The 11,209-nt window shown below is 72.3% G+C and carries 9 protein-coding genes and 2 pseudogenes; 3 read left to right on the top strand and 8 right to left on the bottom strand.

Translation table 11 applies throughout. The features are described from left to right. The 3 genes and pseudogenes from AB0I88_RS13240 to AB0I88_RS13230 all read right to left on the bottom strand — a co-directional run. Window positions 1-136: pseudogene (locus AB0I88_RS13240) on the bottom strand (site-2 protease family protein); the annotation flags it as partial. 81 nt (window positions 137-217) lie between these two features. Continuing rightward, window positions 218-1,465 carry a chitosanase gene (locus AB0I88_RS13235; RefSeq protein ID WP_361022338.1) on the bottom strand — a complete coding sequence of 416 codons (1,248 nt, stop codon included), beginning with the start codon at window positions 1,463-1,465 and terminating at the stop codon, window positions 218-220. Window positions 1,466-1,488: 23 nt separating this feature from the next. Then, window positions 1,489-1,713: a hypothetical protein gene (locus tag AB0I88_RS13230; RefSeq protein WP_361022350.1), complete on the bottom strand. Its 225-nt coding sequence runs from the start codon at window positions 1,711-1,713 to the stop codon at window positions 1,489-1,491. A gap of 179 nt (window positions 1,714-1,892) precedes the next feature. Between AB0I88_RS13230 and malQ the strand changes: the two genes are divergently transcribed. Then, window positions 1,893-3,899, top strand: coding sequence for a 4-alpha-glucanotransferase (gene malQ / locus AB0I88_RS13225; protein ID WP_361022335.1), 2,007 nt, complete (start codon window positions 1,893-1,895; stop codon window positions 3,897-3,899). Here the strand turns inward: malQ and AB0I88_RS13220 are convergent. The 3 genes from AB0I88_RS13220 to AB0I88_RS13210 all read right to left on the bottom strand — a co-directional run bounded on the left by AB0I88_RS13220 (window position 3,854) and on the right by AB0I88_RS13210 (window position 7,089). Continuing rightward, window positions 3,854-4,192, bottom strand: a complete 339-nt coding sequence (locus AB0I88_RS13220) for a hypothetical protein (protein ID WP_361022332.1) — start codon at window positions 4,190-4,192, stop codon at window positions 3,854-3,856. The genes malQ and AB0I88_RS13220 overlap by 46 nt on opposite strands. A gap of 84 nt (window positions 4,193-4,276) precedes the next feature. Next, the gene (locus AB0I88_RS13215; protein ID WP_361022329.1) at window positions 4,277-5,539 is read right to left on the bottom strand and encodes a DUF1501 domain-containing protein; all 1,263 of its coding nucleotides are present in this window, start codon (window positions 5,537-5,539) and stop codon (window positions 4,277-4,279) included. Window positions 5,540-5,547: 8 nt separating this feature from the next. Next, complete coding sequence (locus tag AB0I88_RS13210) at window positions 5,548-7,089, bottom strand: DUF1800 domain-containing protein (protein WP_361022326.1); 1,542 nt, start codon at window positions 7,087-7,089, stop codon at window positions 5,548-5,550. Window positions 7,090-7,170: 81 nt separating this feature from the next. Here AB0I88_RS13210 and AB0I88_RS13205 point away from each other — a divergent pair, with 81 nt between their 5' ends. Both AB0I88_RS13205 and AB0I88_RS13200 read left to right on the top strand, forming a co-directional pair. Then, window positions 7,171-8,022 (top strand): fused MFS/spermidine synthase, encoded by an 852-nt coding sequence (locus tag AB0I88_RS13205; RefSeq protein ID WP_361022323.1) that lies wholly within the window; start codon window positions 7,171-7,173, stop codon window positions 8,020-8,022. Window positions 8,023-8,145: 123 nt separating this feature from the next. Continuing rightward, entirely contained in the window at window positions 8,146-9,024 is an 879-nt protein-coding gene (locus AB0I88_RS13200) for a translation initiation factor 2 (RefSeq protein ID WP_361022320.1), read from the top strand. Between the two features lie 252 nt (window positions 9,025-9,276). Here AB0I88_RS13200 and AB0I88_RS13195 read toward each other — a convergent pair. Together AB0I88_RS13195 and AB0I88_RS13190 are read right to left on the bottom strand one after the other, a co-directional pair. Continuing rightward, window positions 9,277-10,227 (bottom strand): annotated as a pseudogene (locus AB0I88_RS13195) (TerC/Alx family metal homeostasis membrane protein); the annotation flags it as partial. A 9-nt stretch (window positions 10,228-10,236) separates the two neighbouring features. After that, window positions 10,237-10,992, bottom strand: a complete 756-nt coding sequence (locus tag AB0I88_RS13190; RefSeq protein ID WP_361022317.1) for a pentapeptide repeat-containing protein — start codon at window positions 10,990-10,992, stop codon at window positions 10,237-10,239. Between the last annotated feature and the right edge of the window lie 217 nt (window positions 10,993-11,209).

The following is an 11,209-nucleotide window of genomic DNA, read 5'->3' as shown; positions in this document are numbered from 1 at the left end:
GCGAGATCAGCCAGCCCGAGATGACGAACAGGAAGACGTCGATGCCGACGTTGCCGAAACGGGTCCAGGTCATCACGCCGCTGACCACGAAGACGACCTCGGCCGCCGGGCTGAGCTCGGCCGGCGGGCGCGGCACGGGCCGGACCCGGCAGGGCGGCCGCGCGGACCGGCGGGGCGGCCCCGGGAACGCGGGACGGTGTCACGCGTACCGGAGAGGTCAGGGGTTGATCGTGTAGCGGTCGCCGTAGACGTGCCAGGTCAGCGGTGTGGCCAGGTCGAGGTTGCCGGCTTTCAGGAAGACGCGCTGCGCGGTGTCCACCCGGCTGGTGTCGCTGTGCGCGGCCTCGGTGCGCATCTCGGCGGCGCGCACGTCCAGGAACGCGTTCAGGTAGGCGATCTCGTCACCGCCTTGCACCGGCGTACGCTGCCGGGCGGCCGCCCGGGCCCGGATGCTGCGCAGACCGGAGACTCCGTGCATCACTGCCGCGTCGAAGTAGGCGAACTGGCCCAGCGCCCGCAGCCCGTCCGCCTCGGCCAGGCGCACGGCGGGGGTGAAGTACATCCGGTCGCGGACGGCCTCCTGCACCTGACGGAACGCCGGGTCGGCGGCCGCCGCGCGCCAGGCTCCCGGGAAGCCCGGGTCGAGGCCGTCGTGCGAGTCCGTCCCGTCGACGGCGCGCAGCGCGGGCAGGTAGGCGGCCAGGCGGTTGCCGGGGCGCCGGCGGGTGTACTCGGTGACCACGGCGAGCATGTCCGAGGTGCCGGAGCAGAATCCGGCGATGCCGGCCGTGTAGCCGCGGCCGTCGTGGAGGTCCTCTATGTAGCCGTACTCGGAGCGCCACTCCAATGTCGAGTTCTCCGCGCTGGAGACCAGCTTGAGGGCGAGCTCCTTCTTCGCCCCGGCGGTCAGCCCGGCGGCGACCGGCGGCACGTCGGCCGTCACGGCGGTCTCGACGGCCGGGGCGGCGCCGCCCGGCCCGAACGCCTGGATCTCCCACAACGAGTAGCCCACGGATGTCCCCCGCCGGGTGGCGAGCACCCGGAGATGGCGCCCGGTCCCGTTGAGGTTGCGGATGTCGTCGGCGCCACCGTCGCCGGAGCCGGTGCGGTAGAGGTCGGTCCAGGACGCGCCGTCGCCGGAGAGCTGGATCCGATACGCCTCGGCGAACCCTTTGGCCCACGACAACCGCACCCGCCGGACGTCCTGGGCGGCGCCGAGGTCGACCTGGAGCCACTCGGTGCCGTGCCCGGCGGCGGACCACCGGGTCCGCGGCGATCCGTCGGTGGCCCCGGGAGCCGCCCACGCCACGCTCTCGGTGGACGAGGCGAGCACCGGGCGGCCCCGGGACAACAGCACGTCGCCAGAGGCCCTGGCCGCCACCGAGACGGCCAGGGGCACGCAGAGCACCGCCGCGATGCCGCTCCCCAGCGCCACTGATCGATACGACCCGGCCCGCATCCGCATGTCTCCACGCTAGGGAGACGGTGTCAGCGACGTTTGCGGTTCCGGGAAATGAGGAACACCACGACGACGATCACACCGACCACGGCCAGGCAGCAGAGGATGCCGAAGAAGCCGAAGCCGCCGCGCCGGGACCTGCGCGCCGCCTCGATCATCAGCTCGCCCGTGCCGGTCGACGCCCAGGCGGCCGCCGGAACCAGCAACGTCGCCAGCACCCCGGCCAGCGCCGCGGTGAACCATCGTTTGATCACGCCGAGCCTCCCGGGCCCGGTCTCGCGGTTCTCGCCCACCGGGGCGGGGGCGGGCGCCGCCGGGCGCCGCTCAGTGCGGTCGGTCAGACCATGCATGTCAGCCATATGCCCCATGCTGACCGATGTACGCAACGGGTAAGGAATCGTGTACGGAGGGGTTGCGAGCGAAGGGGGCGGCGATGGACGCGGATCTGACGGCTCTGGCCGAGGCGCACGGGGTGGCCACGTGGTACGAGAACTGGCGGCGCAAACGCACCGACGTGGCCGCCGAGTCGGTGATCGGCGTGCTCGGCATGCTGGGCGTCGACGCGAGCACACCGGCCGCGGTCCGGGAGGCACTGGCCGCCGCCCGCCGCCGCGACACCGGTGCCCGCCTGCCCGGGACGATCGTGCTGCGCGAGGGCGCCGTCCGGGATCTTCCGGGCCCGGCCGAGATCCGGCTGGAGGACGGTGGCGTACGAAACGTGGACAGCCTGCCGGGCGACCTGCCGCTGGGCTGGCACCGGCTGCATGCCGCCGGACAGGAGGTGACCCTCGTGGTGGTCCCGGAGCGGCTGCCCGAGCCGCCGGAGACCTGGGGCTGGATGCTCCAGCTCTACACGCTGCACTCGGCCGGCTCGTGGGGCATGGGCGACCTCGGGGACCTGCGTGACTTCGTGGCCGGGTCGGCGGGCGCCGGGCTGGTGGTGCTGAACCCGCTGCACGCGATCACACCGGTCCGGCCGGTGCCGGCGTCGCCGTACTCGCCGTCGAGCCGGCGCTTCGCCAACCCGCTCTACCTGCGGGTGGCCGACACCGCCGAGTACCGGCGTGCCGATCCGGCGTTGCGGGCCCGGGTGGACGCGCTGCGGCCGGTGGAACCCGCGGACGGCCTGATCGACTACGACGCGGTGCTGACCGCCAAGTTCGCGGCGCTGGAGCTGCTCTGGCCGCTGGCCGCGCCGGTCGACCTGGACCGGGATCCGGGGCTCACCGACTTCGCCCGGTTCTGCGCGCTGGCCGAGGAGCACGGACCCGACTGGCGGCTGTGGCCGGAGGAGTTGCGGCGGCCGGACGCTGCGGCGGTTCGCGCGTACCGGGGTGACCGGATCGCCTTCCACGTCTGGGTGCAGCGGCTGCTGGAGGAACAGTTCGACACGGCCGGGGAGGCGGCCCGGGAGCACGGCATGCCGGTCGGCATCGTGCACGACCTGGCGGTGGCGGTCGAGCCGGGCGGCGCGGACGGGTGGCTGCTGCAGGACGTGCTCGCCATGGAGGCCCGCACCGGGGCGCCGCCGGACGCGTTCAACCAGCTCGGCCAGGAGTGGGGCGGGGTGGCGTGGCGACCGGACCGGCTGATCGAGACCGGGTACGCGGCCTATCGGGACATGCTGCGGCGGATCTTCCGGCACGCCGGTGGGCTGCGGGTGGACCACGTGGCCGGGCTCTGGCGGCTGTGGTGGGTGCCGGCCGGCCTGGGCCCGGCGAACGGCACGTACGTGCACTACGACCCGGAGGCGATGCTGGGGATCCTGGCGCTGGAGGCGTACCGGGCGGGGGCCGTGGTGATCGGGGAGGACCTGGGCACGGTCATGCCGGTCGTCACCGAGGGACTGGACCGCACCAACATGCTCGGCTCGGCGGTGCTCTGGTTCACCCGCGACGACGAGGGCGGCTACCGGCCGTCGGCCGGATATCCGCGGAACGCGCTGGCCAGCGTCTCCACCCATGATCTGCCGACCGCTTCCGGCTTCCTGGCCGGCGAGCAGGTGGAGGTACGCGCGGCGCTGGGTCAGCTGGCCGGCCCGGTCGAGCGGGAGCGGGCGGCCTGGCGCAGGGACCGGGCGCAGCTGTTCGACCGGCTCCGCGCCGAGGGCCTGCTGTCCGGGGCACGGCCGTCGGCCGAGGAGGTGGTGGTGGCCATGCACGAGTTCCTGGCCCGTACGCCGTGCCGGCTGGTCACCGCCTCGCTGCACGACGTCCTGATGGAACGCCGCCAGCCGAACCTGCCGGGCACCTTCGACGAGTACCCGAACTGGCGCATCCCGCTCAGCCGGGATCTGGCCGGGGTGGTCGCCGACCCGCTGTTCCGCAAGGTGGCCGGGATCCTGGGCGGCCGGGCGCGGCCGCTCCCGGGCCGGCACCCGGCGGCCCGCGCGGGTCAGATGGCGAGCGGCTCCGGCGGCGGGTCGTCGTCCAGCGCGTAGAGCATCGGGTGCAGCGGCAGGTAGGTGTGCTCCCGCCGGCAGCGGGCCGGCGGGAGCAGCGAGGAGCGGTGTTCGGGGTGTTCCCGGCAGTGCCGGAGCGCCCGGAAGACCGCGTCGTCGTGGTGGCGGCCGCCGCCGTACTCGCCGCATCCGGAGCAGTCCCACCGCCAGAACGGCGCACCCTCGTCGGAGGTGTGGCGGCGGATCCGCAGCGGCGGACCTGCCGGAGACCGGTCCGCCGCGGACGGCCGCCGCTGTGCGCCGATCATCTCGGCAAGCAGGTTGCTCGACATGCGATCAGTGTGGAACGCACCCGGTGCGGCTTATAACCGTTTTGTCAAAGTCTCACCGTGCCGTGACCGTCCCCGGCCGAAGTCTCACCGTGCCGTGACGATTCCCAGCCCGGAGGCGGTGACACCGGGGAACACGCCGGTCAGGTCGGCCACCCCGCACCGGGCCCGCAGAATCTCGCCGATCACCGAGCGGTAGTCGGTCGTCACCGCCAGGTCGCCGTCACGCAACTCGGCCGCGGTCAGACCGGGCCAGCGGCCGTACACCTTGCCGCCCTTGACGTTGCCGCCCAGCACGAACACGGCGTTGCCGTACCCGTGGTCCAGGCCGCCCGAGCCGTTCTGCATGACCCGCCGCCCGAACTCGCTGATCGTGATCACGGTGACCCGGCGCAGGTGCTCCGGGCCCAGGTCGGCCGCGAACGCGGCGAGCGCCGTGGCGAACGACGTGAGCTGTTCGTACATCCGCTTGCCGGGCGCCGCGACACCCAGGTTCTCGTGCATGTCCCAGTCGCCGGTGTCGACCGTCGCGCTCAGCAGCCCGCCGTGCGTCTTGATCAGCCGGGCCACGTCGCGCAGCGCGCCACCCAGCTCACCGGACGGGTAGGCCGCGCCGTTGGCCGGGCTGTACGCCTTGGCCCGCAGCCTCGCGACCTGCCGCAGCCCGCTGGTCAGCTGCCCGGCGGTGGCCTTGAGCGGCGCCGGCGCGTCCTCGAACAGCCGCGTCATGGTGGCGGCGATCGGCCGGTCGGCCTGCTCGCCGGTGAGCACCATCTTGTCGATCGCGGTCACCCCGACGTACGGGGCCGGGCCGCCGAGGACCCGGGCCGGCATGGCGGTGCCCATGGCGACCGCCTGGAACGGGTCGCTGGAGCCGACCGAGCCGAGCATCCGGTTCAGCCAGCCGCTCCGGATCGAGGTCCCGGGGGCGGCCCGCTCCAGCTCCTCCATGGCGGAGAAGTGCGACCGGTTCGGCGCCGGCTGGCCGACCGCGTGCACCGCGGCGAGCTGCCCACCGGTCCAGTACGGCAGCAGCGGCGCCAGCGCGGGGTGCAGCCCGAAGAACGCGTCACCGCCGATCAGCTGCGACTTCGGCACCGCGATGGTCGGCCGGGCGGCGTAGTACGCGGGGTCACCGGCCGGCACCACGGCGGACAGCCCGTCGAAGCCGCCCCGCAGGGAGACCAGCACCAGCACGTCTCCGGCGTACCCGGGGTCGGCCGCGTACGCCAGGCTGGTCCCGGCCGTGGCCCCGGCCACCCCGGCCGCCACCCCGGCGCCGGCCGCCAGCAGCCGCCGCCGGGAGAGCACGGCCCGCTCGTTGTCCTCGCAACCACACACGGCACTCATCACAGGCCTCATCTCAGCGCGAAGGACGGGGAGTTCAGGAGCATCCCCATCAGGTACGGGTACATCCAGCCGGCCGCCGGGTCGTTCGCCTTGAGCGGCGACGCCGGGGTCCGGCCGTAGAAATCGGCGAGCGCGGCGATCTGCTTCGCGGTCGGCGCGATGCCGACCAACCGGACCGCGGTCCGCTCGATGAGCGCGCCGTACGTCGGGGGCAGTGCCCCCACCATGCCGGTGAGCAGCGACGCGGGCCGGGTCAGCGTCTCCGGCCACCAGCCGGCCGCGATCGACAGGTGGAAGTTCCAGCGCACCAGCAGCCCGGACGGTGAGTCCCAGGCCGGCGCCACGTCCGGGTAGCCGTTCGGTGGCCCCCAGAACAGCGGCGCCTGCCCGGCGTCACGTGCCATCCAGTACAGGCTCTCCAGGAACTTGATGCCACTGGCGGCCGGGCCGTAGCCCAGGGTCCGCACGGTGGCCGCCAGGTCCTCGAACGGCGTTCTGGCCTTCGCCCCGATCGACGCCGCGAACTCGGCGGACCCGAACAGCGCCCGCAGCACCGGCGCGATCGCCGACCGGTTGTCCAGGTAGACCTTGACGAGCGCGGTGATCAGCGAGGCGGGCGGCTGGTCGGCGACGAACCGGACGCACAGCTTGGTGACGATCCGGCGGGCCGTCACCGGGTGCAGGGCCAGGTAGTCGAGCAGCGCCATGGCGGCCGCCTCGCCCCCGGCCGTGGTGGCGTTGGCGTGCTGGAAGGACAGCACCCGGACCGCCCCGGTCACGTGGTTCGCACCGTCGTACCGGTATCGGCCGGTCGCGCCGTTCACGGTGAGGCCGGTGAGCAGCCGGGCGGCGTTCTTCACGTCCGCCTCGGTGTGCGCCAGCCCGACCGTGTGCAGCTCCAGCAGCTCCCGCCCGTAGTTCTCGTTGGGCGCGGCCCGGGTCGAGTAGCGGTTGTCCAGGTAGGTGAGCATCGCCGGGTGCCGGGCCGAGGCCTTCAGCAGGTCGGAGAATCTCCCGAAGGCGTGCCGCCGGATCGTCGTGTCGTAGTCGATCCGGCTGTCCCACACCTCACCGGCCGGGCAGGTCACGTTGAGGTGGTTGCTCCAGAAGTCGGACATCACCTCGAGCAGTTGCCGCTCGCTCCAGAGCGCCCGGGTGACGGCCGCGAAGCCGAGCTGCCACATCGGTTCCCAGCTGTGCCGCTTGAGCGTGCCGGCGGCGACCCGGGAGCGGATCTCGGCGGTGCTCAGCCTGGCCAGCGGCAACCGGGCGAGCACGTCGTCGGCCACCGGGTCGGCGATCGACGACGGGTCGAGCTGCCGGTCCAGCCACGCCGCGGCGCCCAGCCGCCGGATCTCGGCGATCGAGGCCGGGGTGGGGCCGAAGGTGGCCCGGCGCAGCAGGTGCAGCAGCGGGTCGGTGGGCAGGAGGCCGGCCGGGACCGGCTCGGCGGCGGCGGGCGTGCCGACGGGCAGGACGGCCGCGGCGCCGGCCGCCGCCATCCCGCCCATCACACCGCGCCGCGTCAACGTCTGCTCGAGGATGCTCACGAGGTAGAAGTCGGGAGACTCCGGTGGGCCCTGTGGGTTCCCGGCGCCGCGCTACCCACCCGCTACCTGGATACTGGCCCGATGGCACAGCGCAGGGCGTCGCGGCGGCGGGTGGAGACGGTCGCCTCCGGGATCGCCGAGCTGGTTCCCGACCCGGACCGGGACACCGCCTGGACCCTGCTGCTGGACGGCGCCCCGCAGTCACACGTCGATCTGGCCGACCCGACCCACCTGCAGTTCGAGTACGTGCGCCGGATGGCGGCCGCGATCGACCTGGCGGCTCCGGCGGGCCGCCCGCTGCGGGTGCTGCACCTGGGCGGCGGCGCGCTGACCCTGCCGCGCTACGTGGCGGCCACCCGGCCCGGCTCGGCACAGCGGGTGGTGGAGATCGACGGGCCGCTGGTCGAGCTGGTGCGCTCGGCGCTGCCGTTGCCGCCCTCGGCCAACATCCGGGTACGGGTGGCGGACGCCCGGGCCGCCGTCGAGGGGATGCGGGACGCCGGCTACGACCTGATCGTCCTGGACGTCTTCGCGGGCGCGCGAACCCCCGCCCACCTGGCCTCGGCAGAGTTCGCCGGCGAGCTGGCGCGGATCCTCGCCCCGGCGGGCCGGCTGGTCGCGAACGTGGCCGACGGCCCGCCGCTGCGGTTCGCCCGCGGACAGGTCGCCACCATCCGGGCCGCACTGCCGGAGGCCTGCCTGGTCGCCGACGCCGGGGTGCTGCGCGGGCGGCGGTTCGGCAATCTGGTGGTCATCGCCGGGCGTACCCCGCCGCCGGTCGCGGAGCTCGCCCGGCGGGCCGCCGGAGACTGGTTCCCCGGCCGGGTGGAGACCGATCTGGAACGCTTCGCGGGCGGAGCGGCACCCGTGCCGGACTCCGCGGCGGTAGCCTCTCCCCTGCCACCGGAAGGCCTCTTCGGTAACCGAAAGTGATCACTGAATGGGCCGAAGGTGCATCAGTGGTCACCGTCCTGTGTCGAATTCGTAAGTTCCGGTGTGATTCACGCCCGGTAACTGGCGACACCGGCGGTAGCCCGTTGTAATCGATGGTGCCGCGTGATCCCGATCGCGGCGACCACGGGGAAGGCAACCATGTACCACCAGCACTTCCTGTCCGCCAACGGCACGGACCTCGGACCGCTCGACGGCGGTGAGCGCGTCCTGTGGCGCGGCCGCTGCGCGGTCGCGGAGTACGCGTTCGACGAGGCCTCCTCGCTGCCCCGATGGACGCTGCCGGAGGAGACGGACGTCATCGTGACGGACCGCAGGGTCCGATACGTGTCCGGCACCAACGGCACGCAGCGTAGTGGTGAGTTGTTCTGGCTCTGGCCGCAGCACCTCCGGGTGCAGCCCGGCAACCGGGAGACCGGCCGCAACGCCACGGTCACCCAGATCCAGCTGGTCTGCAACGGCCCGTCCGGCACCTACCCGGCCCTGATCTTCGCCGGCGGCGACCTGGCCACGGTCGGCGACGCGGACCGGCTGGCGAACCTGCTGCGCAAGACGATCGCCCACTTCCGGGTGGAGAACGCCGACCTGATCGGCGTCCCCCCGATCCAGGTGCGGATGCTGTCCCGCCTGGCGATCGGCCCCGAGTTCACCAACTTCCAGGGCGGCCAGGGGCAGACCGTGTCGCTGCTCGGCTCGGTCCCGGTGCCCGCCCCCGACGGCGCGGAGCCCGAGCCGGAGTACGCCGGGGAGGTTCCGGTCTCGGCGCCCCGCGAGCACACCGATCGTCCCGGCTTGGAGGCCGACGCCCAGCGCGCGGAGGACGCGATTCGCGCCGAGCTGGCCTCCCGCAACGCCGAGCCGGACCTGGCGTCCCGTGCGGCCAGCCTGGCAGCCCGGGTGGCGAGCCTGGTCTCCGACTCGCCCGACGGCGGGCAGGCGAACCTCTCCGCCTACCTCGACAGGGACTACGGCTCAGGTCGCTGACGGGGCGAAGCAGTGCCCCGCGGCGACCCGTTCGTCGTGCACCCGGTGCGCCCGCGCGAGCAGTTCCATGAGATCGGTGTGCCGGCGGATCCGGGCCCGCTGCTTCTCCGGCAGCCGCTCGAGGTTCTCCTCCTCGGCCAGCAGCCGGTGGTAGATCTCGTCGCAGTAGGCCGGGTCGGTCTCGATGTCGAGGAACTCGGTGGCGTGCCGCCGGGCCGCGGCCACCGACGTACGGGCCCGGCCCTTGGGGCTGAGCAGCGAGGCGACCACGGTGATCAGCAGGACGCCGACGATGATGCCGAGGGAGACGAGGGTCGGGATCTCGACCACGTCGATGGGCTCGCCGTCGTTGATGAACGGCACGTTGTTCTCGTGCAGGGCGTGCAGGATCAGTTTCACGCCGATCAGCGCCAGGATCGCGGCCAGGCCGTAGGACAGGTAGACCAGCCGGTCCAGCAGCCCGTCGATCAGGAAGTACAACTGCCGTAGCCCGAGCAGGGAGAAGGCGGTGGCGGTGAAGACCAGGTAGACGTTCTGGGTGAGACCGAAGATGGCCGGGATCGAGTCCAGCGCGAAGAGGATGTCGGTGCCGCCGATCGCCACCATGACGAGCAGCATCGGGGTGAGCACCCGCTTGCCGTCCTGGTAGGTGAAGAGTTTGTCCCCGTCGTAGGTGTCCGACGTGTGCAGGAACCGCCGGGCCAGCCGGATCACGATGTTGTCCGGCGGCTCGCTCTCGCCGTCGTGCTTCTCCTTCAGCAGGTTGCCCGCGGTGATCAGCAGAATCAGGCCGAACACGTAGAAGATCCAGGCGAACGAGTTGATCAGCGCGGCGCCGAGCAGGATGAATCCGGTCCGGGCCAGCAACGAGACGACGATCCCGAAGAGCAGCACCTTCTGCTGGTCGGCGCGGGGCACCTTGAAACTGCTCAACAGCAGCAGGAAGACGAACAGGTTGTCGACCGAGAGCGCCTCCTCGGTGATGTATCCGGCGAAATACTCGGCGCCCATCGTGGAACCGCCGAACACCCACACGCCGACACCGAACAGAATGGCGATGGAGACGTAGATCGAGGTCCACAGCGCGGCCTCGCGCAGCCGGGGCACGTGGGCCTTGCGGACGTGGAAGAAGAAGTCGAAGAGCAGGAGACCGACGATTCCGAGGACGGTCAGGACCCACACCACACCGGACACCTGCTGCATCCGCTCATCCTAGAGGCGATCGTCCCCCGTCACTGCGGCTCGCAACTGTGACGAGGTCAGGAAGAGGGCGCCGCTCAGATTCGCGCCGCGCAGATCCGTACCCCGCATGTCGGCTCCGGTGAAATCGGCCCGGCGCAGGTCCGCGTCGCGCAGGTCGGCTCCGATGAGGAGCGCGCCGCGGAAACTCGCGCCGCGCAGATCGGCGCCGCGCATGCGCCTGCCGATCAGGCGGGCGCCGCTGTGGTCCGGCCCTCTGCGGCCGGCCCGGGCCATCTCACTCGCTCGGCGCAGAAGCGGGACGACCTTTCCCCGGTACGCGTCCACGTCCATTTTCCGCAGTTGCTCCGGAGACCGGCCGGCCAGCGCGTCGGTCTCGTCGAGAGCGGCACGCAGACCCGGGTGCAGCCGTCGCGTCTCGTTCAGCTCCAGCGCCTCGGTGAGATACCACATCAGCTCATGCAATTGCCGCATCACCGGCAGCACCGCGAACATGTCCCCGGCGATGTCCGGTGTGGACCGCCAGTCCTGTCCGCCGAACGTCTCGTTCGTGATCCGCTGGCCGGCGCCGAAGCAGTCGAACACCACGCAGCCGTGGAAGCCGCGCCGCTCCAGATGCTGGTGAATGGTGCACCGGAAGTCGTCGCCCAGATTCCGGCAGGGCTGCCCGGCCGGCTTGTCGATCGCGAAGTCCGAGGACCGGGCGAAGGCAGGCGCGACACAACAGAGCGCGGCGCACCGTGCACAATCAGCGGCAAGGCGAGTCATTTCATCCATTTCCGTGGAACTACTGATTCGGTGCGCCGGAAAGATAACGGCGAAATCGGGCGGCTGACTGAAATCGCCCATTATCCCCTCGCCCCGGCACCTGCGTCACTTTACCGACAGCGGCCCAAGGTCCCACTCACCTGCAACTTTGATCACTGAACGCCGATGGGGACCACATGCGATGGCACCAGCGGGTAGGGTGCCCAAGCAGGATGAA

This window comes from Actinoplanes sp. NPDC049802 (assembly GCF_040656595.1).
Taxonomy (GTDB): Bacteria; Actinomycetota; Actinomycetes; order Mycobacteriales; family Micromonosporaceae; genus Actinoplanes.
Note: the sequence above shows the minus strand (reverse complement) of the source record. Positions and strands in the feature narration are given on the sequence as shown.

What these genes read in the sequence shown, in the direction of transcription:
- AB0I88_RS13205 (WP_361022323.1), top strand. Translation starts at nt 7,171, where the DNA reads ATGGCACAGCGCAGGGCGTCGCGGCGGCGGGTGGAGACGGTCGCCTCC.
- AB0I88_RS13215 (WP_361022329.1), bottom strand. Translation starts at nt 5,539, where the DNA reads ATGAGTGCCGTGTGTGGTTGCGAGGACAACGAGCGGGCCGTGCTCTCC.
- malQ (WP_361022335.1), top strand. Translation starts at nt 1,893, where the DNA reads ATGGACGCGGATCTGACGGCTCTGGCCGAGGCGCACGGGGTGGCCACG.
- AB0I88_RS13235 (WP_361022338.1), bottom strand. Translation starts at nt 1,465, where the DNA reads ATGCGGATGCGGGCCGGGTCGTATCGATCAGTGGCGCTGGGGAGCGGC.
- AB0I88_RS13190 (WP_361022317.1), bottom strand. Translation starts at nt 10,992, where the DNA reads ATGACTCGCCTTGCCGCTGATTGTGCACGGTGCGCCGCGCTCTGTTGT.
- AB0I88_RS13220 (WP_361022332.1), bottom strand. Translation starts at nt 4,192, where the DNA reads ATGTCGAGCAACCTGCTTGCCGAGATGATCGGCGCACAGCGGCGGCCG.